The sequence below is a fragment of the Streptomyces mabaensis genome (genome assembly GCF_053763515.1).
This window is the reverse complement of the sequence record NZ_JBSOPZ010000004.1, coordinates 38514-61184: the sequence shown is the minus strand read 5'-3', so window position 1 is coordinate 61184 and position 22671 is coordinate 38514. Positions and strand designations below refer to the sequence as shown.

Annotated in this window: 20 protein-coding genes and 2 tRNA genes; 14 read left to right on the top strand and 8 right to left on the bottom strand. The window is 71.3% G+C overall.

The genetic code is table 11. The features are described 5' to 3' along the window. Positions 1–85: 85 nt before the first annotated feature. Positions 86–1174, top strand: a complete 1089-nt coding sequence (locus ACWV17_RS04740; RefSeq protein WP_455358589.1) for a YlbL family protein — start codon at positions 86–88, stop codon at positions 1172–1174. Positions 1175–1220: 46 nt separating this feature from the next. Here ACWV17_RS04740 and ACWV17_RS04735 read toward each other — a convergent pair whose 3' ends face one another. Continuing rightward, the gene (locus ACWV17_RS04735) at positions 1221–1787 is read right to left on the bottom strand and encodes a PPA1309 family protein (protein WP_455358588.1); all 567 of its coding nucleotides are present in this window, start codon (positions 1785–1787) and stop codon (positions 1221–1223) included. Between the two features lie 126 nt (positions 1788–1913). Between ACWV17_RS04735 and ACWV17_RS04730 the strand changes: the two genes are divergently transcribed. The 4 genes from ACWV17_RS04730 to ACWV17_RS04715 all read left to right on the top strand — a co-directional run bounded on the left by ACWV17_RS04730 (position 1914) and on the right by ACWV17_RS04715 (position 7157). Then, on the top strand, positions 1914–4841 hold the full coding sequence (locus ACWV17_RS04730) for a UPF0182 family membrane protein (protein WP_455358741.1): 2928 nt from the start codon (positions 1914–1916) through the stop codon (positions 4839–4841). Positions 4842–4915: 74 nt separating this feature from the next. Further along, positions 4916–4989: transfer RNA gene (locus ACWV17_RS04725), tRNA-Met, on the top strand. Between the two features lie 258 nt (positions 4990–5247). Then, entirely contained in the window at positions 5248–7029 is a 1782-nt protein-coding gene (locus ACWV17_RS04720; RefSeq protein ID WP_455358587.1) for a sel1 repeat family protein, read from the top strand. A 54-nt stretch (positions 7030–7083) separates the two neighbouring features. Next, positions 7084–7157: transfer RNA gene (locus tag ACWV17_RS04715), tRNA-Met, on the top strand. Positions 7158–7295: 138 nt separating this feature from the next. On the opposite strand, the gene ACWV17_RS04710 is transcribed toward ACWV17_RS04715, so the two are convergent. Beyond that, positions 7296–7712 (bottom strand): Fur family transcriptional regulator, encoded by a 417-nt coding sequence (locus ACWV17_RS04710; RefSeq protein WP_455356029.1) that lies wholly within the window; start codon positions 7710–7712, stop codon positions 7296–7298. Positions 7713–7837: 125 nt separating this feature from the next. Between ACWV17_RS04710 and ACWV17_RS04705 the strand changes: the two genes are divergently transcribed. Beyond that, positions 7838–9307, top strand: coding sequence for a catalase (locus ACWV17_RS04705; RefSeq protein ID WP_455356028.1), 1470 nt, complete (start codon positions 7838–7840; stop codon positions 9305–9307). An 83-nt stretch (positions 9308–9390) separates the two neighbouring features. Here ACWV17_RS04705 and ACWV17_RS04700 read toward each other — a convergent pair whose 3' ends face one another. Both ACWV17_RS04700 and hisN read right to left on the bottom strand, forming a co-directional pair. Then, entirely contained in the window at positions 9391–9792 is a 402-nt protein-coding gene (locus ACWV17_RS04700) for a CBS domain-containing protein (protein WP_455356027.1), read from the bottom strand. A 169-nt stretch (positions 9793–9961) separates the two neighbouring features. After that, positions 9962–10762, bottom strand: coding sequence for a histidinol-phosphatase (hisN, locus tag ACWV17_RS04695; protein ID WP_455358586.1), 801 nt, complete (start codon positions 10760–10762; stop codon positions 9962–9964). A 65-nt stretch (positions 10763–10827) separates the two neighbouring features. Between hisN and ACWV17_RS04690 the strand changes: the two genes are divergently transcribed. Continuing rightward, entirely contained in the window at positions 10828–11523 is a 696-nt protein-coding gene (locus ACWV17_RS04690; protein ID WP_455356025.1) for a TetR/AcrR family transcriptional regulator, read from the top strand. Here the strand turns inward: ACWV17_RS04690 and ACWV17_RS04685 are convergent. The 4 genes from ACWV17_RS04685 to ACWV17_RS04670 all read right to left on the bottom strand — a co-directional run bounded on the left by ACWV17_RS04685 (position 11489) and on the right by ACWV17_RS04670 (position 15366). Then, on the bottom strand, positions 11489–11812 hold the full coding sequence (locus ACWV17_RS04685; RefSeq protein ID WP_455358585.1) for a DMT family transporter: 324 nt from the start codon (positions 11810–11812) through the stop codon (positions 11489–11491). The two genes, ACWV17_RS04690 and ACWV17_RS04685, sit on opposite strands and share 35 nt — an antisense overlap. 318 nt (positions 11813–12130) lie before the next feature. Beyond that, the gene (gene rsgA, locus ACWV17_RS04680) at positions 12131–13141 is read right to left on the bottom strand and encodes a ribosome small subunit-dependent GTPase A (protein WP_455356023.1); all 1011 of its coding nucleotides are present in this window, start codon (positions 13139–13141) and stop codon (positions 12131–12133) included. 4 nt (positions 13142–13145) lie between these two features. Then, positions 13146–14534 carry a 3-phosphoshikimate 1-carboxyvinyltransferase gene (gene aroA, locus ACWV17_RS04675; RefSeq protein ID WP_455358584.1) on the bottom strand — a complete coding sequence of 463 codons (1389 nt, stop codon included), beginning with the start codon at positions 14532–14534 and terminating at the stop codon, positions 13146–13148. Positions 14535–14652: 118 nt separating this feature from the next. Then, the gene (locus tag ACWV17_RS04670) at positions 14653–15366 is read right to left on the bottom strand and encodes a M50 family metallopeptidase (protein WP_455356021.1); all 714 of its coding nucleotides are present in this window, start codon (positions 15364–15366) and stop codon (positions 14653–14655) included. An 83-nt stretch (positions 15367–15449) separates the two neighbouring features. On the opposite strand from ACWV17_RS04670, the gene ACWV17_RS04665 reads away from it, so the two are divergent. From ACWV17_RS04665 to ACWV17_RS04635, 7 genes are all read left to right on the top strand, one after another. Beyond that, complete coding sequence (locus ACWV17_RS04665; protein ID WP_455358583.1) at positions 15450–16265, top strand: SOS response-associated peptidase; 816 nt, start codon at positions 15450–15452, stop codon at positions 16263–16265. Positions 16266–16303: 38 nt separating this feature from the next. Then, a complete protein-coding gene (locus ACWV17_RS04660) occupies positions 16304–16960 on the top strand; it encodes an alpha/beta hydrolase family protein (RefSeq protein ID WP_455358582.1) in 657 nt (218 codons plus the stop codon). 254 nt (positions 16961–17214) lie between these two features. Beyond that, on the top strand, positions 17215–17859 hold the full coding sequence (locus tag ACWV17_RS04655; protein ID WP_455356019.1) for a sigma-70 family RNA polymerase sigma factor: 645 nt from the start codon (positions 17215–17217) through the stop codon (positions 17857–17859). Further along, the gene (gene rsrA, locus ACWV17_RS04650; protein WP_455356018.1) at positions 17856–18152 is read left to right on the top strand and encodes a mycothiol system anti-sigma-R factor; all 297 of its coding nucleotides are present in this window, start codon (positions 17856–17858) and stop codon (positions 18150–18152) included. The genes ACWV17_RS04655 and rsrA overlap by 4 nt, the downstream gene beginning before the upstream one ends. 212 nt (positions 18153–18364) lie before the next feature. Continuing rightward, on the top strand, positions 18365–19810 hold the full coding sequence (locus tag ACWV17_RS04645) for an HD-GYP domain-containing protein (RefSeq protein WP_455358581.1): 1446 nt from the start codon (positions 18365–18367) through the stop codon (positions 19808–19810). Positions 19811–20222: 412 nt separating this feature from the next. Further along, a complete protein-coding gene (locus tag ACWV17_RS04640; RefSeq protein ID WP_455358580.1) occupies positions 20223–21521 on the top strand; it encodes an HD-GYP domain-containing protein in 1299 nt (432 codons plus the stop codon). 96 nt (positions 21522–21617) lie between these two features. Further along, positions 21618–22598, top strand: coding sequence for a tetratricopeptide repeat protein (locus tag ACWV17_RS04635; RefSeq protein ID WP_455356015.1), 981 nt, complete (start codon positions 21618–21620; stop codon positions 22596–22598). The last annotated feature ends 73 nt before the right edge of the window (positions 22599–22671 follow it).

Genomic DNA, 22671 nt, shown 5'->3' with positions numbered 1-22671 from the left:
ACAGACGCGCAAGTGATCCACTACCGCTCCCCGTACGGACCGGCCCCACGGGTGGTCCGGCAGCGCCGTCCCGTACTGTCGTTCCATGCCACGCCGCACCGCGACGATGCTCGCTTCCACTCTGATGCTGATCGCGCTGCTCTGCGCCGGTGTACTCATCAGGGTGCCGTACGCGGAGATGACTCCCGGGCCGACGGTGAACACGCTCGGAGACGCCGACGGCGACGCGGTGCTCCGGATCTCCGGCCGGAAGACCTACCCGACCGATGGTCACCTCAATATGACGACCGTCCGGGTCACCGGCGCCGACTACCGGATGAACCTCGTCGAGGCGGTCTACGGCTGGCTCGCTCACGACAACGTGGTCGTCCCGCACGACACCCTCTACCCGGACGGCAAGTCGGAAGAGGAGTCGACCCAGGAGAACGCCGAGGAGTTCAGCCAGTCCCAGGAGAGCGCCAAGGTGGCCGCTCTGAAGGAACTCGGTCTCCCGGTGTCCACCCGGGTCGTCGTCTCCACGGTGATCAAGGACAGCCCGGCGGAGGGCAAACTGCACGCCGGCGACGTCATCAAGACCGTCGACGGCAAGCCGGTGAAGGAGCCGGCCGACGTGGCGAAGCTCGTCACCCGCCACAAGCCCGGCGAGGACGTCGTCTTCACCGTCGTCCCGGCCGCCGACGCGGCCGCGGCGGAGAAGGCCGGCAAGGAGCCGGTGGGAGACGACGAGATCACCATCACCACCAGGAAGGCACCGGACACCGACCGGGCCATCGTCGGGATCCAGGCCGGGACGGACCACACCTTCCCGTTCACCATCGACATCAAGCTTGCGGACGTGGGCGGCCCCAGCGCGGGCCTGATGTTCGCCCTCGGCATCGTCGACAAGCTCACCCCCGGGCAGCTGACCGGCGGGAAGTTCGTCGCGGGCACGGGCACCATCGACGAGAGCGGCAAGGTCGGGCCCATCGGCGGCATCCGGATGAAGACGGTGGGCGCGCGCAACGCGGGCGCGCAGTACTTCCTGACGCCCGCGGACAACTGCGCCTCGGCCGCCACCGACGTCCCCGACGGCCTCACCCTGGTGAAGGTGAAGACCATCGACGACGCGGTGAAGTCCCTGGAGGACATCAGCAAGGGGAACACGGCCGGGCTGCCCCGGTGCAGCGCCGGCTGACCGCGCCTCCCCGCCCGTGACGCGGCCCCGCCGGGCCGCGCCCGGGTCACGCCTCGAAGGTCGCCGCCAGCGCCTCGGCCAGCCCGGGCACCAGGCCGGCGCCGGTGAGGACCTCGGTGGGGGAGTCCTTCTCGCGCAGCCGTACGGCTGACTCGCGCGACCCGTTGCGCAGTACCGCCACCGTCATCCGGACCTCCTGGCGGTCCGGATGCCTGGCGACCCACTTGGCCAGCTGGGCGTCGTTCATGCCCTCCGGTACGGAGGCCTCGGCGGACGGCGGGAGCATCAGCCGCTCCACGGTCATCGCGCAGCCCACCACGGCGTCGGGCCAGGCGATCGTGCCGAGGAACTCGTCCAGGGCGGTGCCCTTCGGCAGTTCCTCCTGCTCGATGGGAGTGAGAGAGGCGGCGCTCTCGCCCGCCTCGAGACCGAGCTGGGCGGCGAGCCCCGGTTCCTGGGTGCGCAGTTGCGCGGTGTCTACGAGCGCGAAGAGGCGGGCGGGCTGATCCCAGCCGAGCCCGGAGGCGTAGTCGTCGATTTCGAGTACGGCACGGGTGAGGGGGCTCGCGGCCATGGGGGTGCCTGAAGCGGAAAGGTTGGACATGGCGAACATCCTGCCTTCTTGGGACCCCGGATCGGGAACTGAGTAAAGCTTCAGTAAGTTGCATGAGTGGGCTCTACGATCGCGGGGCCTGCTCAACCAACAGCTAACTTCGAGGTGCGCACCTTGGCTTTCCAGATGCCGGACCGCGGCGGAGGCCCCTCCGGGCCACGGATGAGAGTCGGCCGCCCGTCCCGGCGCGTCCGGACCCTGCTCATGACTTTGGCCGTGCTGGCCGTGCTGGCCATGGCGTTCGTCATGTTCTCGGGGTTCTGGACCGACTGGCTCTGGTACCGCTCCGTCAAGTACTCGTCGGTCTTCACGACCACCCTGTGGACCAAGATCGGGCTGTTCGCCGTCTTCGGTCTGCTGATGGCGGCTGCCGTCGGCGTGAACATCTGGCTGGCGCACCGGCTGCGGCCGCCGCTGAGCGCGATGTCCATGGAACAGCAGAGCCTCGACCGGTACCGGATGAGCATCGCCCCGTACAAGAAGTGGCTGCTCCTCGGGGTCACCGCGCTGATCGGACTGATCGCGGGTGCCTCCGCGTCCGGCCAGTGGCGCACCTGGTTGATGTGGGTGAACGGCGTGCCCTTCAACCAGAAGGACCCGCAGTTCAACATGGACGTGGCGTTCTACGCGTTCGACCTGCCCTGGTACCGCTTCCTGCTCGGCTTCGGCTTCGCGGCCACCGTGCTCTCGCTGATCGCCGCCGCGCTGGTGCACTACCTGTACGGCGGGCTGCGGGTCACCAGCCCGGGCGCGCGGGCGACGGCCGCGGCAACCGGCCACCTGTCGGTGCTGCTCGGCATCTTCGTCTCGCTCAAGGCGGTCGCGTACTGGCTCGACCGGTACGGCCTCGCGGTGAAGTCGAGTGACTTCAAGGCCGCGGACAACTGGACCGGCCTGCGGTACGTCGACGCGAACGCCTACCTGCCGGCGAAGACGATCCTGTTCTGCATCGCCGCCATCTGTGCCGTGCTCTTCTTCGCGACGCTGTGGCGCCGCACCTGGCAGCTGCCGGTGATCGGCTTCGGCCTGATGGTGCTCTCCGCGATCCTGATCGGCGGGCTCTACCCGGCCATCGTGCAGAAGTTCCAGGTCCAGCCGAACGAGCAGGCCAAGGAGTCTCCGTACATCGAGAAGAACATCGAGGCCACACGCAACGCGTACGGCATCGACAAGTCGAAGGTGACGGAGTACCCGGGCGTTCCCACGTCGAAGGACAAGGCCCAGCAGCGCAAGGAGGCCGACACCACGGCCAGCATCCGGCTGCTCGACCCGAACATCGTCTCGCCGACCTTCCAGCAGCTCCAGCAGATCAGGGGCTACTACACGTTCCCCGCCACGCTGGACGTCGACCGCTACAAGGACCCGGCGGGCAACAGCCAGGACACCGTCATCGGTCTGCGCGAGCTGAACCTCGACGGCATTCCGAAGAACAACTGGATCAACGACCACTTCAAGTACACCCATGGCTACGGTGTGGTGGCGGCCAAGGGCACCACGACCGACTCCGAGGGCAAGCCGGTCTTCACCGAGTCCGACCTGCCGTCCCGGGGCCAGCTCGGCACGTACGAGCAGCGGGTCTACTACGGCGAGAAGACCAAGCAGTACTCGATCGTCGGCGGCCCGCAGACGGAGCTCGACTACTCCGACGACCGGGGTGAGAAGACCACCAGCTACAAGGGCAACAGCGGGGTCAACCTCGCCAACCCGTTCAACCGGGCCGCGTACGCCATGGCCTTCAGCGAGCCGCAGATCCTCTACTCGGGTGCCATCGGCGACGGTTCGCGCATCCTCTACAACCGCACGCCCAAGGAGCGGGTGGAGGCGGTCGCCCCCTGGCTGACCATCGACGGCGACGCCTACCCGGCGGTCGTCGGCGGGAAGATCCAGTGGATCGTCGACGCGTACACCACGTCGAACGGCTACCCGTACGCCTCGCGTACGACGCTGGGGGAGACCACCGCGGACGCGCTGACCGACAGCCAGCGCGCGGTCGTCGCGCAGGAGAACCAGGTCAACTACATCCGCAACTCGGTGAAGGCGACCGTCGACGCCTACGACGGCACGGTCAACCTCTACCAGTGGGACACCGAGGACCCGGTCCTGAAGACCTGGATGAAGGCGTTCCCCGGCACGGTCAAGGCCAAGAGCGAGATCACGCCGCAGCTCAAGGCGCACATGCGCTACCCGCAGGACCTGTTCAAGGTGCAGCGTGAGCTGCTGACCCGCTACCACGTGACCGACCCGCAGACGTTCCTCAGCGGCAGTGAGGCATGGCAGGTGCCGGACGACCCGACGAACAAGTCGGGCAACGCGGTTCCGCCGTACTACCTGTCGATGAAAATGCCGAAGCAGGCCGCGCAGGAGTTCTCGCTCACCACGACGTTCACTCCGAACGGCCGTGACAACCTGAGCGCGTTCATGGCGGTCAACGCCGAGGCGGACGCCTCGGATTACGGCAGGATCGAGATACTGAAACTGCCGGCCAGCACCACGGTCGCCGGACCCAAGCAGGTGCAGAGCCAGTTCAACTCCGACGAGGTGATCGCGGAGAAGATCAGGCTCCTCAAGGGCGGCGACTCCGAGGTCGAGTACGGAAACCTGATGACGCTCCCGCTCAACGGCGACCTGCTGTACGTCGAGCCGGTCTACGTCCGCGGTGGCGGGGTCAACTATCCGCTGCTGAAGAAGGTGCTGGTCTCGTACGGCAAGGAGACCGCCTTCGAGGACACCCTCGGCGAGGCCCTCAACAAGGTCTTCGGGGCTGAGGGCGCGGACACCACCGAGCCGCCGCCACCGGGCGACGACACCACCAAGCCGCCGACGACGCCGCAGGACCCGACGGTGAAGCAGGCGCTGGCCGATGCGCAGAAGGCCTTCGACGAAGGCGAGAAGGCGCTGAAGGCGGGCGACTGGGCGGCCTACGGCAAGGCGCAGGACGACCTCGCGGCGGCGCTGAAGCGGGCCGCCGACGCCGAGGCCAAGGCGGCTGCCGCGCCGGGCGCCAAGCCGGGTGCCGGTACCGCACCGTCACCCACCCCGAAGCCGAGCGGCTGATCTGGGCCCCGGCCGGCCGCTCCGGTGGCTGGTCGGGACCCACCCCGCACCGTGGTACGGTTGCAACACAACGGCGCGGGGTGGAGCAGCTCGGTAGCTCGCTGGGCTCATAACCCAGAGGTCGCAGGTTCAAATCCTGTCCCCGCTACTGCACGACAAAGGCCCGGATCCTTCAGGATCCGGGCCTTTGTCTTTGTGCCGGTTGTCGCGGTCGTGTGCCGCATGTCATGTGCCGGTTGCCCTGTGCCTTTTGTCATGTGCCAGTGCGGCGAAACGCTGTTCATGTGGGGGTAGTTGAGGCCCGGACGTGTTTCACTTGTCCATCTGTGGGCATGTCGACAAAACGCTGTAGTGACCTCACTGGCTGCGGTATACCAGGTGTACGTGGGTTGCAGGTGGTGACACGATGGAATTTATGGGGGACAGGTCAACTCTGTTGGAGACAGGGCGGTTTGTGCAGGAAGACGCCGAGAGCAGCGCGAGCACTGCGGACACCGCCGACGCCGAGGTCGAGGCGCGGCACCGGCGTGCCGCCGAGAGTGGCGACATCGCGTCGATGAGTGTTCTCGGTGCCCTGCTCCTGCGCCGCGGTGACCTCGACGGCGCCGAGCCCCATCTGCGTGCCGCTACCGCGGAGGGCGACCGGGCCGCCGCCAACAACCTGGGCGTCCTCCTGCACCAGCGTGGTTACGCCGACGAGGCGGCCGGCTGGTGGCGCATCGCCGCAGTCGCCGGTTCCGCGGCCGCCGCGCACGCCCTGGGCCGTCACTACCGCGAGCGCGGCGACGAGCCCGCCGCCGAGTACTGGCTGCGCCAGTCCGCCGAGTCCGGCCACGCCCTGGGCGCGTACGCCCTCGCCGACCTGCTGGAGCACCGCGGTGACGTCGGCGCCGAGCGCTGGCTGCGCGCCGCCGCCGAGCAGGGCCACCGCGAAGCGGCGTACCGGCTCGCCCAGCACCTGCGCAGGGCCGGCGCGGAGCGGGCCGGCGAGGCCGAGCAGTGGTACCGCCAGGCCGCCGCGCGGGGGCACCGGCGTGCCGCGCTGCACCTCGGCGCGATCCTGGAGGGCCGCGGCGAGCTGAAGGAGGCGGGCCGCTGGTACCTGACCTCCGCCAAGGACGGCGAGACCCGCGCCGCCTGCGCCCTCGGCTTCCTGCTGCGCGACGCGGGGGACGAGGACAGCGCGGCCGTGTGGTGGCACCGGGCCGCCCAGGAGGGCGACGGAAACGCCGCCAACGCCCTGGGCGCGCTGCACGCCGCCCGCGGCGAGACGCAGACCGCCGAGCGCTGGTACCGGGCCGCGATGGACGCCGGCGACGACAACGGTGCGTACAACCTCGGGCTGCTCTGCGCCGCCCAGGACCGTACCGGGCCGGCCGAGCAGTGGTACCGCCGCGCCGCCTACGCGGGGCACCGGGAGGCCGCCAACGCGCTCGCCATCCTGCTGCTCCAGGGCGGGGACGCGGCCGGCGCCGAGCCGTGGTTCTCCAAGGCGGCGGAGGCGGGCAGCGTGGACGCCGCGTTCAACCTCGGCATCCTGTACGCGAGCCGCGACGACGACCGTTCGGCGCTGAAGTGGTACGAGCGGGCAGCCGCCGCCGGGCACACCGAGGCCGCCCTCCAGGTCGGCATCGCGCTGGTCAGAGACGGCGAGGAGCGGGCCGCCGAGCGGCATCTCCGGTGCGCGGCGGGCGGCGGCAGCGCCGAGGCCGCGTTCCGGCTCGGCTCGCTGCTGGACTCCCTCCAGCCGCCGGCCGAGCCGGTGGGGCTCGGGGAGCCGGTGACGGAGAAGTCCGAGTGCGAGGAGTGGTACGAGCGGGCCGCCGAGCAGGGCCACCGCCGCGCCCAGGTGCGGGTTGGCATGCTGGCCGCCGGCCGCGGCGACCTGGTCGAGGCCGCGCGCTGGTACCGCGAGGCCGCCGAGGCCGGCAGCCGCAACGGTGCGTTCAACCTTGGGCTGCTGCTCGCGCGCGAGGGCAGCGAGCCGGAGGCCGCATTGTGGTGGACCCGGGCGGCGCTGGCCGGGCACGGCCGGGCCGCGCTGCGGCTCGGGCTGCTCGCCGCGCGGCATGGCGATCTGGCGGAGGGGCAGCAGTGGTGTGCGCGGGCGGTCGAGCTCGGACCGCCGGAGGTCGCGGAGCGGGCCGCGCGGCTGCGTGAGGCGCTGCACCAGGAGCTGACGGCGTGAGCGCCTTATCGATTTGCGCTGGTCGGCGCCCCGGCGTAAGGTTGGGTTCACCGACGCGGGGTGGAGCAGCTCGGTAGCTCGCTGGGCTCATAACCCAGAGGTCGCAGGTTCAAATCCTGTCCCCGCTACTGAATGACGAAGGCCCGGATCCTCATGGATCCGGGCCTTCGTCGTACGCGTCGCCGCATACGGCGAAGGCCCCCGGCGCCTGTGCGTCGGGGGCCTTCGGAAGTTCGGGGTGTCTTCGGGAGCGGAGGGCCGCCGCCTCAGGCGGAGGCGCAGCCCGGGCAGATGCCGCGGTAGGTGACCTCGACGTCGGAGACCGTGAAGCCGAAGCGCTCCGAGTCGGGCAGGTCCGCCAGCGGGTTGCCCGCCGGGTGGACGTCGCGGATCGCGCCGCACTGGGCGCAGACCAGGTGCTGGTGCGGGCGGTGCGCGTTCGGGTCGTACCGCTTGGCGCGGCGGTCCGTGGACACCTCCAGGACCTCACCGAGGGTCACCAGCTCGCCCAGCGTGTTGTACACGGTCGCCCGGGAGATCTCGGGCAGCTTGGCCACGGCGCGCGCGTGCACCTCGTCGGCCGTCAGGTGGACATGGTCCCCGTCGAGGACCTCGGCCACGACACGCCGCTGTGCGGTCATGCGCCATCCGCGTCCGCGAAGTCGTTCCAGCAGGTCACTCATAGGGCCAGCCTAACAGCGGGGGGACCGGAGTCCCGAACGGGTGTGACTTTGGATGCTTACTTGACTTAGACAATGTCCATTGTAGGATCGGGACCGGCAAACGCCAAGGACAGGACTTTGCAGGTATGACGCAGGAGGCGCACGTGACGCAGGGACCGCTCACCACGGAGGCCGGGGCTCCGGTCGCCGACAACCAGAACAGCGAGACCGCTGGCGTCGGCGGTCCCGTGCTGGTCCAGGACCAGCTGCTGCTGGAGAAGCTCGCGCACTTCAACCGCGAGCGCATACCGGAGCGCATCGTGCACGCCCGCGGCGCCGGCGCGTACGGCACCTTCACGCTGACCCGCGACGTCTCGCAGTGGACGCGCGCCAAGTTCCTCTCCGAGGTCGGCAAGCAGACCGAGACGTTCCTGCGGTTCTCCACCGTCGCGGGCAACCTCGGCTCCGCCGACGCGGTGCGCGACCCCCGCGGCTTCGCGCTGAAGTTCTACACCGAAGAGGGCAACTACGACCTCGTCGGCAACAACACCCCGGTGTTCTTCATCAAGGACGCCATCAAGTTCCCCGACTTCATCCACACCCAGAAGCGCGACCCGTACACGGGCAGCCAGGAAGCCGACAACGTGTGGGACTTCTGGGGCCTCAGCCCCGAGTCCACCCACCAGGTCACCTGGCTCTTCGGTGACCGCGGCATCCCGGCGACGCTGCGCCACATGAACGGGTACGGCTCGCACACGTACCAGTGGAACAACGAGGCCGGCGAGGTCTTCTGGGTCAAGTACCACTTCAAGACCGACCAGGGCATCAAGAACCTCACCACCGACGAGGCGAACCGCCTCTCCGGCGTGGACCCCGACAGCCACCAGCGCGACCTGCGTGAGGCCATCGAGCGCGGCGACTTCCCGTCCTGGACCGTGCAGGTGCAGATCATGCCGGCGGCCGAGGCGGCCAACTACCGCTTCAACCCGTTCGACCTGACCAAGGTCTGGCCGCACGAGGACTACCCGCCGATCGAGATCGGCAAGCTGGAGCTCAACCGCAACCCGGAGAACATCTTCGCCGAGGTCGAGCAGTCCATCTTCTCGCCGGCGCACTTCGTGCCGGGCATCGGTCCCTCCCCGGACAAGATGCTGCAGGGCCGTCTCTTCGCGTACGGCGACGCCCACCGCTACCGCGTCGGCATCAACGCCGACCACCTGCCGGTGAACCGTCCGCACGCCACCGAGGCGCGCACCAACGCCCGCGACGGCTTCCTCTACGACGGCCGCCACAAGGGCGCGAAGAACTACGAGCCCAACAGCTTCGGCGGCCCGTTCCAGACGGACAAGCCGCTGTGGCAGCCGGTTCCGGTCACCGGCGGCACCGGTAACCACGAGGCCCCGAACCACTCCGAGGACAACGACTTCGTCCAGGCGGGCAACCTCTACCGCATGATGTCCGAGGACGAGAAGGGCCGTCTGGTCGACAACCTCGCCCAGTTCATCGCGAAGGTGTCGCGTGACGACATCGCCGAGCGCGCGGTCAACAACTTCCGTCAGGCCGACGGCGACTTCGGCAAGCGGCTGGAAGCCGCGGTCCAGGCCCTGCGCGGCTGACCGGATCGCTTGTCGTAGGTGACGGGCCGGATTCCCCTCGGGGGATCCGGCCCGCCCGCGTTCTCGCCCCGCGTCCGGCGGGGTCAGCCGGTCAGCGCGGCGCTGTGCCGCTTGCTGGGGGCCCAGCAGCGGATGATGTCGCGTACGGAGACGATGCCGACGGGCTCGTCCCGGTCGAGTACGACGAGATGCCGGAAGCCACCGTGCGCCATGGCGTCCGCTGCGTCCTCCAGAGTCCAGCCGGGTGCGGCGAAGACGACGTCGGTCGTGGTGTGAGAGCCCGCGGTCTCGCGGTCGGGGTCCTGGCCCAGGCCGACCGAGATGAGGATGTCGCGCTCGGTCAGAATGCCGAGCCCGCTGGTGTCGGTGTCGAGGACGACGGCTGCGCCGACCCGGCGGGCGGCCATCAGCCGGGCTGCCTGGCGGAGTGTATGGGCGGGTCCGATGGTGAGGACCACCGTACTCATGGCGTCACGGACGAGCATGAATGGAGCCACCTCCTTGGTGAATCCTTGCTTCCCCTTTGAGGTTTACCCTTTTAGAGAATGGATTCACAAGTTCACAAGTGGGGGGACTCTCAGAGTCGCACGGGTACGGAGGGTCAACAAGAGGCGCGCAGCCGGCCGCCGCGCGCCCCCGTCCGGAAAGTCTCCGTCAGTAACGCTGGTTCAGGTACCCCAGCAGATCGTCGTGCAGCAGACCGTTCGACGCCGCGGCGTTGCCGCCGCCCGGGCCCGGCTCCCCGTCGAGGCTGGTGAAGCGGCCCCCCGCCTCCTGCACGATGATCGCGTTCGCCGCCATGTCCCACAGTGACAGCTCGGGCTCCGCGCAGATGTCCACCGAGCCCTCGGCGACCATCATGTACGGCCAGAAATCGCCGTACCCCCGGGTCCGCCAGCAGTCCCGCGTCAGGTCGAGGAAGCCGTCCAGGCGCCCCTGGTCCTCCCAGCCGCTCAGCGAGGAGTACGCGAACGAGGCGTCCGCGATCCGGCCGACCTTGGAGACCTGCAGCCGGGTCGCCGAGGTGAGGCTGCGCCCGGTGTACGCGCCGCCGCCCTGCGCCGCCCACCAGCGCCGGCCCAGCGCCGGGGCGGACACCACGCCGACGACCGGCTGGTAGCCACCCTCTCCCTGCACCATCAACGAGATCAGCGTCGCCCACACGGGAACGCCCCGCACGTAGTTCTTCGTACCGTCGATCGGGTCGATGACCCAGCGCCTCGGGCCAGTGCCCTCGATGCCGTACTCCTCGCCGAGGATCGCGTCCCGGGGCCGCGCCCGCTGCAACTGGCCGCGGATCAGTTCCTCCGACGCCTTGTCCGCCTCGCTCACCGGTGTCATGTCCGGCTTGGTCTCGACCTTGAGATCCAGAGCCTTGAACCGGTCCATCGTCGCCGCGTCGGCAGCGTCGGCGAGTACATGGGCGAGGCGCAGGTCATCGTGAAAGTCGGGCATGTGAGAACTATTGACACGGCCCTGCCGTACGTCAACTCTGGCCGCAGGAGCAGCGGGAGGCGACCATGCCGACAGCGCGGGAATCCTTGCTCGACGCCGCCTTCGTGGCGCTCGCGGGCCGGCCCTGGCCAAGGGTGCGGATGGTCGACGTCGCGGCGGCGGCCGGAGTCTCGCGGCAGACGCTCTACAACGAGTTCGGCAGCAAGGACGGCCTGGCCCGGGCGCTGGTACGCCGGGAGACCGATGCCTATCTGCGCGGCGTCGACCAGGCCCTGAGCACCGGTGGCGCCGCCCCCTGGGACCGGCTCGCCGCGCTCGCCGAGTGGACCGTGCGGGCGGCCCGTGGCAACCCCCTCCTGCGGGCGCTGCTCACGGGCGGCTGGAGCGAGCGGCTGCCCGCCCCGCGGCCGGCCCCGCCGCATACGCAGGCCCTGGTCCCGGCGCAGCGCCGGGCGGACGCGGCGATGCTCTCGCCGGCCGAGCTGTCCGCGGCCGTGCGGGACCGGGCGGCAGCGGTGCTGGAGAAGCGGCTGGAGAAGCGGCGTACCGAGGAGGACGGCGACGAGCTGGCGCACCGGTGCGAACTGGCGGTGCGGCTCGCGCTCTCGTACGTGGTCGCGCCGGACGGCGAGGGCGTGGGCCGGCTGGTACGGGCGGCGCTGCGGGTCGACGGACCGGGCGTGGGTGGCGCGGCGGCCGGTGGGCCGGGCTTCGGTGGGACGGCCGTCAGTGGGCCGAGCCCGAGAGCTGGAGTCCGATGACGCCGACGATCACGAGCGTGATCGACACGAGCTTGAGGGTGGAGACCAGATCGCCGAGGAAGACCATCCCGTAGATGGCGGTGCCGGCCGCGCCGATGCCGGTCCACACCGCGTACGCCGGACCGACGTCGAGCTTCTTCAGAGCCAGGGTCAGCAGGCCGAAACTGCCCAGCGCGAAAGCGCAGAACGCGATGGTGGGCCACAGTCGCGTGAAACCGTGCGAGAGCTTGAGGCACACGGCGAAACCGGTCTCCAGCAAGCCGGCGACCACGACCAGCAGCCACGCCATGATGAGCCTCCCCGCATTCGGTGACCGCGTTGTCTGACTGCTTCGTCTCGCTTGGGTGCGATTATGCACTTACCAGCGGCGGAGCACGGCAAACGCCTCAAGGCGCCCTCTGGTCTCCTTCGCGTCTAGGGGCTGTCCGGTGGATCAGGGCCGGATAGGACGCGGCGTCTGGTGCGGTGCATCGCAAGGCGCCGGAGCGCCTTAATAGCGGAGCTATTGGGGCGTTTCGGCAACGCGGCGAGGTGCCGTGCCTGGGGGCACCTCCCAGCGGTAGCTGGGGGAGCGTCGTGGCCCCGGCCAAGATCCGCCGGACAGCCCCTAGTCCCCTTCGCGTCGCTCTCGGGTTGCCAGCAGCCGCCGCAGCGAGAAGAGCCGGGCCGGCTCCGCGTGGCCGTCGGCCACCCACGCGTCCAGCGCGCACTCCTCCTCGTCGTGACTGCATGCCCGCGGGCAGCCGTCCGTCCCCGGCACGAGATCGGGGAAGGCCAGGATGACCCGCGACGGGTCGACGTGGTGCAGGCCGAAGGAGCGGACGCCCGGGGTGTCGATCACCCACCCCAGCTCACCGGGCAGCGGCAGGGCCAGCGCCGAGGTCGTGGTGTGCCGGCCGCGGCCCGTGACCGCGTTGACGTGGCCCGTGGCCCGTCGCCGGTCCGCCGCCACCAGGGCGTTGACGAGGGTCGTCTTGCCGACGCCGGAGTGGCCGACGAAGGCGGTGATCCGGTCGGTGAGGCTCTCGCGGACCCGGTCCGCCGCCTCGCCGTTCTTCAGCTCGTCACGGTTGGTGACGACGTAGTTGACGCCGAGCGTCGCGTACGTCTCCAGCAGCTCGTCCGCCGGGGCGAGATCGGACTTGGTCAGCACCAGCAGGGGTTCGAGCCCGGCGTCGTACGCGGCGACCAGGCACCGGTCGATCAGGCGCGGGCGCGGCTCGGGGTCGGCCAGGGCCGTGACGATCGCCAGCTGGTCGGCGTTGGCGACGACCACCCGCTCGTACGGGTCGTCGTCGTCGGCGGTGCGCCGCAGGACGGACGAGCGCTCGTGGACCCGGACGATGCGCGCGAGCGTGTCCTTGTCGCCCGTCAGGTCGCCGACGATGCCGACCAGGTCGCCGACCACGACGCCCTTGCGGCCCAGCTCGCGGGCCTTCATCGCCATCACCGTACGGCCCTCGACGAGACAGGTCAGCCGGCCGCGGTCCACGGTCAGGACGAACCCTTCCAGGGCGTCCTCGTGCTTCGGGCGGATGCTGGTACGGGGCCGGTTGCCCTTGCGGTTCGGGCGGACCCGGATGTCGTCCTCGTCGGGGTTCTTGCCGTAGCGGCGCATCGCGTCAGGCTCCCGCGCCCGCGGCGGCGCCCGCATCCGCGCCGGTGCCCGCGAGCATGCCGGTCCACATCTCGGGGAAGTCGGGGAGCGTCTTGGCGGTCGTGGCGACGTTCTCGATCTCCACGCCCTTGACGGCCAGACCGATGATCGCACCCGCGGTGGCCATCCGGTGGTCGTCGTAGGTGTGGAAGACCCCGCCGTGCAGCGGGCGCGGACGGATGTGCAGTCCGTCCTCGGTCTCGGTGACATCCCCGCCGAGCTCGTTGATCTCCTTGGTGAGCGCGGCCAGCCGGTCGGTCTCGTGCAGGCGCAGATGGGCCACCCCGCGCAGTACGGACTCGGAGTCGGCCAGCGCCGCCACCGCCGCGATGCCCGGCGTCAGCTCGCCGACCTCGCTCAGGTCGACGTCGATTCCGTGGATCCGGCCGGTGCCGGTGAAGGTGAGCCCCTGGTCGGTCAGCTCGCAGCTGCCGCCCATGTCCGTGAAGATCTCGCGCAGCGCGTCACCGGGCTGGGTGGTCCGCCGGGGCCAGTCCGGGATGGTGACCCGGCCGCCGGTGATGAGCGCCGCCGCCAGGAACGGCTGGGCGTTGGAGAGGTCCGGTTCGACCACCAGGTCGCGGCCGAGCACGGCGCCGGCGGTGACGCGCCACACGTTCGGCTCGCCGCCCGACTCGGGGGTGTCCACCTGGGCGCCGACCACCCGCAGCATGTCCACGGTCATCCGGATGTGCGGCATGGAGGGCAGCGGGCCGCCCACGTGCCGTACCTCGACGCCCTGGTTGAAGCGCGGCGCGGACAGCAGCAGCGCGGAGACGAACTGGGAGGACGAGGAGGCGTCGATCTCCACCGTGCCGCCGTCCAGGGCGCCGCCACCGTGCACGGTCATCGGCAGCGCGCCGCGGCCGTCGTCGTCGATCCGGGCGCCGAGCACGCGCAGCGCGTCGATCACGCCGTGCAGCGGGCGTTCGTACGCGCGGGGGTCGCCGTCGAAGCGGACCGGGCCGTCGGCGAGCGCCGCGACCGGGGGGAGGAAGCGCATGACGGTACCGGCGTTGCCGACGTCGACCTGGGCCGGGCCGTGCAGTCCGGACGGGATGACCCGCCAGACCTCGCCGGTCTGGTCGGGGCCGGTGGCGGCGGAGGAGACGGAGGAACTGGAGGGCACGGTCTCCTCGATGCCGACACCCAGCGCGCGCAGCGCCTCTGCCATCAGCAGGGTGTCGCGCGAGCGCAGCGGGCGGCGCAGCCAGCCCGGCTCGGCGGCGAGCGCGGCGAGGACGAGACCGCGGTTGGTGACCGATTTCGATCCGGGCACGGTGACCGTGGCGTCGACGGCTCCGCTCGCGTGCGGAGCGGGCCAGAGGGCGGTGGGCGCGGGGGTCTCGGTCATGGCTCTCACTTTAGTGGCTCGGGGAGAGCGCCGATCTTGATCAAATACGGCGAAACCAGGGCGTAACCGAGAGGTGGTACGGGGCTGCGAGGTCACAGTCCGGGGTCGCCGTCCGGCCTCACAGTCCGAGCAGCCAGCGGCCGCCGCCCACCAGTGAGCAGAGCGAGACGGCGTGGAAGAGGAACAGCCACATCGCGGGCGCCACGTGGGTCAGCCGGGCCAGCTGGTCGGCGTCCGAGTCGGCGGCGCCTCCGTGGCGGCGCTTGGCCTGGAGCTCGAAGGCCGGCCGTACGCCGCCGAGCAGCAGGAACCACACCACTCCGTACGCGAACGCTGCCTGGACGGTGGCCGAGGTCAGCCAGGAGACCAGCAGGAACGCGCCGCCGGCCAGGACGACCGTCAGCACGCCGTACGCGTTGCGGATCATGACCAGCATGATCAGCAGCAGGGCCGTCGCCAGCCACAGGAGCAGGGTGATGTGGTTCGCGGCGAGCAGCCACGCGCCGCCGAGACCGAGCAGCGGAGGCGCCGTGTAGCCGGCCGCGGCCGTCAGGATCATGCCGAGCCCGGTCGGCTTGCCGCGGCTGACGGTGAGACCGCTGGTGTCCGAGTGCAGGCGTATGCCGTCCAGGCGGCGGCCGGTGAGCAGGGCGACGAGGCCGTGGCCGCCCTCGTGCGCGATGGTGACGGCGTTGCGGGAGAACCGCCAGACGCCGCGTGGCAGGACGGCGGCGAGGGCGGCCACTGCGGTGGCGACCACCAGCCACAGGTCGGGGTCGGACTGGACCCCGAAGACGCGGTCCCAGAGGTCACCCACTGCTGTGCTGTCCATCGGGCGGCCGGCTCCTTGTCGTCGAGTGGCGGGTTGGGCGGGGTGGTGGTCGGGTGACGGGCTGGAGTGGCAGTGTGGCACTCATGTGCGGACGGTATGCAGCGAGTCGTAGACCCGAGGACCTGGTTGGTGTCTTCGAGGTCGAGAAGTGGGAGCCGACGGAGACCCTCGCTCCCGACTGGAACGTGGCACCGACGAAGGACGTTTTCGCGATTCTCGAACGTCCTCTCAAGGACGCAGAGGACCGTCGTCCGGTTCGCCAGCTGCGGGCACTGAAGTGGGGTCTCGTCCCTTCTTGGTCCAAGTCGCCGGAGGGCGCGGCGCGGATGATCAACGCGCGTGCCGAGTCCCTGCACGAGAAGCCGTCCTTCCGGCGGCCTTTCGCCCAGCGGCGCTGCCTCATCCCGGCGGACGGGTATTTCGAGTGGGTCACCGGTGCGGACGAGCGGCAGCTGGAGGAGCAGGGCAGGAAGAAGCGGCCGCGCAAGCAGCCGTACTTCGTGACGCCCGCCGACGGATCCGTTCTGGCGATGGCCGGCCTGTACGAGTTCTGGCGCGACCGGACCCTGCCCGACGACCACCCCCGCGCCTGGTGGGTGACGTGCACCGTGGTCACGACCGAGGCGGAGAAGTCCCCGCTGGCGGTCGCTCCGGCGGACGGCCCCCGGGCGCTGGCGGACATCCACCCGAGGATGCCGCTGATGCTCACCCCGGAGCGCTGGGACGCCTGGCTGGACCCGGCCCGTACGGACGTGGACGGCCTGCGGGAGCTGCTGGCGCCGCCCCCGCCGGGGCTGATGCGCGCGTACCCGGTCTCGACGGACGTCAGCAACGTCCGTAACAACGGCCCGGAACTGGTCGAGGAACTGGCGGCGCCGGAGGTGGGCACGCTGTTCTGAGCGCGGCGTTCCGATCACTCAGGCGGCAGGATGGCTGTGTGAGCCGGATCGAGAGTGACGTAACTGTGGAGAGTGTGCAGACGCCCGCCGGCGAGGCCCGCATCACCTGGGTCCCCGCCGCCGCCCGCAAGGCGCGGCTGGTGCTCGCCGTCAGCCACGGGGCTGGCGGCGGCATCGCCGCCCGCGACCTCCAGGCGCTCGCCGCCGCGCTGCCCGCCCGCGGCGTGACCGTCGCGCTCGTCGAGCAGCCGTGGCGGGTGGCCGGCAAGAAGCTCGCTCCCGCACCGAAGACGCTGGACGTGGGATGGCGGGGGCTGTGGCCCGCGCTGGCGAAGCCCGGGCTGCCGGTCGTCGCGGGCGGCCGCAGCGCGGGGGCGCGCGTGGCCTGCCGTACGGCGCGCGAGCTGGGCGCCTGCGCCGTACTCGCGCTGAGCTTCCCGCTGCACCCGCCGGGCCGGCCGGAGAAGTCCCGGGCCGACGAGCTGACCGGCGCCGGGGTGCCGACGCTCGTCGTCCAGGGCGGGAACGACCCCTTCGGGCGGCCGGCCGAGTTCCCCGCGGGGCACGAGCCGCTGGAGGTCCCGTACGCGGATCACGGGTTCGCCGTACCCAAGCGGGCGGAGATCACCCAGCAGGAGGCCCTGGAGATCATCACCGACGGGGTGGGGAGCTGGCTGGACGGAATCCGGGAATGAGGAGCGCGTGACCCCTGTTGTGTGAGGCGTCGGTACGTATCAGGCACTTGCACGAGGAGAGGTAACGCATGGCATCGACCATCTGCCCCAGCCGTCCGCACGCCGCTGACCTGGAGTGGACGGTGTTGCCGGGGGCGAAGACCGCCCCTGTTCCGGCGGCGGGCGCACCGGATCGACAGGGACCCTCTCCGGAAGGTCGACTATTCTCCGATTCGAGTGGGTCCGCTCTCGGGTCCGCCACGGTGTTGGAGGAGGTGGGTCCTGTCACTGGGACCGACGACGGCCGCGCGGAGGAAACGACCGCGGAGCGCAACGCGCGCTTCGAGCGGGACGCCCTCGGCTACCTCGACCAGATGTACTCGGCCGCGCTGCGCATGACGCGCAATCCGGCCGATGCCGAGGATCTGGTGCAGGAGACGTATGCCAAGGCGTACGGGTCCTTCCACCAGTTCCGTGAGGGGACGAACCTCAAGGCGTGGCTGTACCGCATTCTGACCAACACCTTCATCAACTCGTACCGGAAGAAGCAGCGCGAACCGCAGCGCAGCGCCGCCGAGGAGATCGAGGACTGGCAGCTGGCGCGCGCCGAGTCGCACATGTCGACCGGACTGCGCTCCGCCGAGTCGCAGGCGCTGGACCATCTGCCGGATTCCGACGTGAAGGAAGCCCTGCAGGCGATCCCCGAGGAGTTCCGCATCGCGGTCTACCTCGCCGATGTCGAGGGCTTTGCGTACAAGGAGATCGCGGACATCATGGGTACACCCATCGGTACGGTGATGTCCCGCCTGCACCGGGGCCGCCGCCAACTGCGCGGCATGCTGGAGGACTACGCCCGTGACCGCGGGCTCGTCCCGGCCGGTGCGGGAGAGTCGAACGAAGCGAAAGGCTCGGGCTCATGAGCTGCGGAGAGCCGCACGAGACGGACTGCTCAGAGGTCCTGGACCATCTCTACGAGTTCCTCGACCACGAGATGCCCGACAGTGACTGCACCAAGTTCGAGGTGCACTTCGAGGAGTGCTCGCCGTGCCTGGAGAAGTACGGGCTCGAGCAGGCGGTGAAGAAGCTGGTGAAGCGCTGCTGCGGGCACGACGACGTGCCGAGCGACCTCCGGTCGAAGGTCATGGGCCGCATCGAACTGATCCGCTCGGGACAGGCCGTCCCCGATCACGATGTGACCGCCGTCCAGGAATGAACTTTCGCTGAACTCCTGCTCGCGGAAGGCGGCTTCGTTCACCCGAAGGTGCTAATCCGGGGGTTCCGGACGGCGCAATCCGAGAATGCGGCCCCGTGTGGTCCGCTGCGCGCATATTCTCCCGAACCTGTACGGGCTGAACCTGTACAGGTCCGTACGGGACCGGGCCGGTCCGTGAGGGCTTGCCGGGGCACTCGGGGAGGAGAGGCGCCATGCGGGCACTTCCGCCGGGGGCGCGCGCCTGCATCCTGTCCGCCGTGGTGGGCGGTCTCCTCTGCACCCTCCCCGCGCTGACGCCCGGTTACGGCACCCCGTGGGGTGCGGTCGCCCTGCTGGGCGCGCTGTACGCCCTCTGCGAGCTGGTACGGATCCGCCCCTTCATGGGGCGTCGCGTGCCGGCCGGCATCGGCTCGTTCTTCCCGGTGGTTCTGGCCGCCGTCTTCCTGCTGCCCCCGGCCGCCGCCGCGCTCGTCGCCGTACCCGGTGCGCTCGCCGGCCGGATCGAACAGCGCCACGCCGGGGTGCGCCGCGTCTGGCACGCCGCGCAGCACGCGCTCGCCGCGTGGGCCGCCGCGGGCGTGTACGGGGTGCTGCGCGGACCGGCCGCGCTGGGCGGCGTGCACCTGAACCTGACGCCCGACTTTCCGTACGTCCTCGCGCCCGCGGCCGCCGCCGTGCTGGTCTTCTGCGGGGTGACGGCCGCCCTCGACGGCGCCATCCTGGTCACCGCCGAGCGGCGGCCCGCCAGGACCGCGTGGCGCGGCCTGCTGCTGCGCTCGCTCGCCCCGCACTGTGTGCACGGGCCGGCCGGGCTGATGATGGCCGTGCTGTGGCGCAGCCCCTACGGGCCACCGGCGGCCCTGCTCGTCCTGCTGCCGATGTACATCTCCTGCTGGGTCTTCGCGCAGTACCACCGGGAGCGGGCCGCCCATCAGGCCACCATCCGGGCGCTGGTCCAGGCCGTCGACATCAAGGACCGCTACACGCGCGGCCACAGCGAGCGGGTGGGCCAGGCGTCCACGATGATCGCGCGCGAGCTGGGTATGGCGGAGGACCGCCTCGAAGTGCTGCGCTTCGCCGGGATCCTGCACGACGTGGGCAAGCTCGGCGTACCGACGCGGCTGCTGCGGAAGGACGGGCCGCTGACCCCGGAGGAGCGGCGGATCATCGAGCTCCACCCCGAGTACGGCCACGAGATGGTGCGCGGCATCGGCTTCCTGGGAGAGGCGCGGGCGGCGATCCTGCACCACCACGAACGGATCGACGGCAGCGGCTATCCGTACGGCCTGTCCGGTCGTCAGATCCCGGAGTTCGCGCGGGTGGTGGCGGTCGCCGACGCGTTCGACGCGATGACGTCGACCCGGTCGTACCGGCGGGGACGGCCGGTGGAGACGGCCGTGCGGGAGCTGGAGCGCTGCGCGGGCGCGCAGTTCGATCCCCGGATGGTACGAGCGCTGGTACGGGCGATCGACCGCCACGGCTGGAACCCCAAGGTAACGGCGGAGCCGCCGGACACGATTGCGCCATGGCCGCCCGGGCCGCCTGGGGCGGCCGGTGGGACGGCCCGAGGAAACGTCCCGGCATCGCGGCCGACGGAAGGCAGCCGAACGGGCGTGGCGAGCCCCGGCCCGCCCCCCGGCCCCGGCGGCCCGGGGTGAGCCTCGCCGCCGCGGGCGCCGGCGGCGGGCGGGCGTGCGTGGGCCAGGCGCCCGCAGGCGAGCGCACCCGGTGCTGTGCCGTTCCGGCCGCCCCGCGACGCACCGCCCGCCGGGCCGCGTGCGCCGGCGGCGAGCGGCCACCCACGGGGAACGTCCACGTTCTCGCTCCTGCCGATGGCCAGGTGCCCGCCGCAGGCAGGCGCACCGCCCGGCGGGCCGCGGGCGCCGGCGGCGAGTGGTCATCCACGGGAAACGTCCACGCTCTCGCTCCCGCCGAACGGGTGGGCGGGGTGGGGCAGGTGCCCGCCGCAGGCGGGCGCACCGCCCGCCGAGCCGCGTGCGAACCGCGACGCATCCTCCGCCCCGCCGGAGCCGTACCCCGTACCGCCCGCCGGCCCACGGGTGGCGCCGCGTGAGGTGGGGGGCCGGCGCCGTCGTGGGGGTGCACGGCGCCGCCGCAGCACTCACCGCCCTCGCGCTCGCCTGCACCCTCTGGCACGGCCTCGCCGAACCCGGCATCGCCCTCGCCTTCGGCGCGCTCATCACCGTCGGCGAGCTGGCCCGCCGCGGCCCACGGGACACCCGCGAGCCCGCACCGCTCGGCTCCGCGGGCGCCCTCGCGTACGCCCTGCTCGGCCAGAGCGCCGGCAGCGCGACCACCCACGGCGTGCTCCAGATCATCGCCGTCGTCGTCGCGGCCGCCCTGGTCGGTGTCGTCCCCCATGTCGCCCTCGGCCGCGGGCCCGCCCTCGACCACGTCGCCCGCCGGGTGCTCAGCGTGGGGTTCGCCGCGGTCTGCTTCCAGCCCCTGTACAACTCGGGCCACCTCGGCGAGTGGATCGGCCACGGCCCGTACTACGCCGGCCTCCTCGTGGTGATCCTCGCCCTCACCGCCCTGTGCGACGCCGTACTCGCCGCCGCCCTGGCCCATGCCCGTACCCGCTGGCCGTACGGCCCGCTGCTCCGCGACGAGTTGCGCGCGCTCCTCGGCATCGGCTCCGCGATCTGCGCCACCGGGGCCGTGATGGCGCTCGGGGTGGCCGTCGCCGGGCTGTGGGCGCTGCCCGTGTTCAGCGTGCCGCTGCTGCTCACCCAGCTGTCGTTCCGCCGCATCGCCGAGGTGCGGACGACGTACCGGCAGATGATCACCTCGCTCGCCCGGTCCACCGAGATCGCCGGCTACACCCCGCACGGCCACGCCCGCCGCGTCGCCACGCTCAGCTGCGCGGTCGGCCGCGAGCTGGGCCTGTCCGAGCCGGATCTGAGCGTGCTGGAGTACGCGGCCCTGATGCACGACATCGGCCAGCTGTCACTGGTGGATCCCATACCGGCCGGCGCCACCGCGCGCCTGCCCGCCGCCGAGCAGCGCCGCATCGCGCTGCTGGGCGGCGCGGTCGTCCGCCAGACCGGCGTACCCCCGGAGGTCGCGGTCGTGGTGGAGCGGCAGGCCGATCCGTACCGGGAGCAGCCCATCACCGCCCGGATCGTGCGTACCGTCAACGCGTACGACGATCTCGTCGGCGGGAGCGAGTCCGAAACAGCAACCGCAGCACCAGCACCCGCACCCCGCACCCGCACCGGACGGCTCGGCAGCTCCCTCGACGCCCTCGAACAGCTGCGCCTCGGCACCGGTCACGACTATCAGCCCGAAGTCGTGGAGGCCCTCGCACGCGTACTTTCCCGAGGCCTGACCCCGTCCCCGCCCGGGTAACCCATGGGTAATGAGCGGTCGTCCAACCGGGCATGGTTGGATGCGAAGAAGAGGGTGTCCGCAGGACTGCACCGTAGGGACCGGCAGGCGGGAATCGTGAAGATCTTCGGGAAGGTACGGCATCGGCCCTCCGCCTCGTGGCGGCAGGCCACCGACCGGGCGTTCACGCTGATCGGCGACGGCCGGTACGAGGACGCGGGCGCGCTGCTGACCCGCGCGGCGGACCTGGAACCGTGGCTGTCCGAGTCCTGGTTCAACCTGGCCCTGCTGCACAAGTTCCGGCACGACTGGGAGCAGGCGCGCGCGGCCGGCCTGCGCGCCGTCGCGCTCCTCGACCGGGAGACCGGCGCCCCCGACTGGTGGAACGTCGGCATCGCCGCCACCGCCCTCCAGGACTGGCCGCTCGCCCGCCGGGCCTGGCAGGCGTACGGGCTGAAGGTGCCCGGCGAGTCCGCCGGGAACGGCGAACCCGTCGGCATGGAGCTGGGCAGTGCCGCCGTCCGGCTGTCGCCCGAGGGCGAGGCCGAGGTCGTGTGGGGCCGCCGGCTCGACCCGGCCCGGATAGAGGTGCTGTCGATCCCGCTGCCCTCCTCCGGGCGGCGCTGGGGCGAGGTCGTGCTGCACGACGGCGTCCCGCACGGCGAGCGGGTCACGGCGGCGGGCCCCTCCTACCCCGTGTTCGACGAGATCGAGCTGTGGGCGCCGTCGCCCGTCCCCACCTGGGTGGTACTGCTGGAGGCCGCGACCGACGCCGACCGGGACGCCCTGGAGCAGCTCGCCTCGGACGCGGGCTTCGCCGCCGAGGACTGGTCCTCCTCCGTGCGGCTGCTGTGCCGGCTGTGCTCGGAGAGCCGGATGCCGAGCGACGAGGGCGAGGGCGAGCACCTGGACCCGCACGACCACAGCGAGCCGGGCCACCCGGGCCCGCTCGGCCACCGCACCGCCGGCGAGCTGTGGGTTCCCGAGCGCGAGTGCGGCATCGCGGCGCCGGCCGGGCTGGTGCGCGGGCTGCTGGACGGCTGGGTCGCGGACAGTCCGGACACCCGTGAGTGGCGGGATCTCGAGGAAGTCTGCTGAGCGCTGCCCTGAGGCTGGCTGCCCTTAGGCTGTACGGGCACACATCGTGACTTACGGAAGGCCTACGGCGGAC

What these genes read in the sequence shown, in the direction of transcription:
- ACWV17_RS04740 (WP_455358589.1), top strand. Translation starts at nt 86, where the DNA reads ATGCCACGCCGCACCGCGACGATGCTCGCTTCCACTCTGATGCTGATC.
- ACWV17_RS04735 (WP_455358588.1), bottom strand. Translation starts at nt 1,787, where the DNA reads ATGTTCGCCATGTCCAACCTTTCCGCTTCAGGCACCCCCATGGCCGCG.
- ACWV17_RS04730 (WP_455358741.1), top strand. Translation starts at nt 1,914, where the DNA reads ATGCCGGACCGCGGCGGAGGCCCCTCCGGGCCACGGATGAGAGTCGGC.
- ACWV17_RS04720 (WP_455358587.1), top strand. Translation starts at nt 5,248, where the DNA reads ATGGAATTTATGGGGGACAGGTCAACTCTGTTGGAGACAGGGCGGTTT.
- ACWV17_RS04710 (WP_455356029.1), bottom strand. Translation starts at nt 7,712, where the DNA reads ATGAGTGACCTGCTGGAACGACTTCGCGGACGCGGATGGCGCATGACC.
- ACWV17_RS04705 (WP_455356028.1), top strand. Translation starts at nt 7,838, where the DNA reads ATGACGCAGGAGGCGCACGTGACGCAGGGACCGCTCACCACGGAGGCC.
- ACWV17_RS04700 (WP_455356027.1), bottom strand. Translation starts at nt 9,792, where the DNA reads ATGCTCGTCCGTGACGCCATGAGTACGGTGGTCCTCACCATCGGACCC.
- hisN (WP_455358586.1), bottom strand. Translation starts at nt 10,762, where the DNA reads ATGCCCGACTTTCACGATGACCTGCGCCTCGCCCATGTACTCGCCGAC.
- ACWV17_RS04690 (WP_455356025.1), top strand. Translation starts at nt 10,828, where the DNA reads ATGCCGACAGCGCGGGAATCCTTGCTCGACGCCGCCTTCGTGGCGCTC.
- ACWV17_RS04685 (WP_455358585.1), bottom strand. Translation starts at nt 11,812, where the DNA reads ATGGCGTGGCTGCTGGTCGTGGTCGCCGGCTTGCTGGAGACCGGTTTC.
- rsgA (WP_455356023.1), bottom strand. Translation starts at nt 13,141, where the DNA reads ATGCGCCGCTACGGCAAGAACCCCGACGAGGACGACATCCGGGTCCGC.
- aroA (WP_455358584.1), bottom strand. Translation starts at nt 14,534, where the DNA reads ATGACCGAGACCCCCGCGCCCACCGCCCTCTGGCCCGCTCCGCACGCG.
- ACWV17_RS04670 (WP_455356021.1), bottom strand. Translation starts at nt 15,366, where the DNA reads ATGGACAGCACAGCAGTGGGTGACCTCTGGGACCGCGTCTTCGGGGTC.
- ACWV17_RS04665 (WP_455358583.1), top strand. Translation starts at nt 15,450, where the DNA reads ATGTGCGGACGGTATGCAGCGAGTCGTAGACCCGAGGACCTGGTTGGT.
- rsrA (WP_455356018.1), top strand. Translation starts at nt 17,856, where the DNA reads ATGAGCTGCGGAGAGCCGCACGAGACGGACTGCTCAGAGGTCCTGGAC.
- ACWV17_RS04645 (WP_455358581.1), top strand. Translation starts at nt 18,365, where the DNA reads ATGCGGGCACTTCCGCCGGGGGCGCGCGCCTGCATCCTGTCCGCCGTG.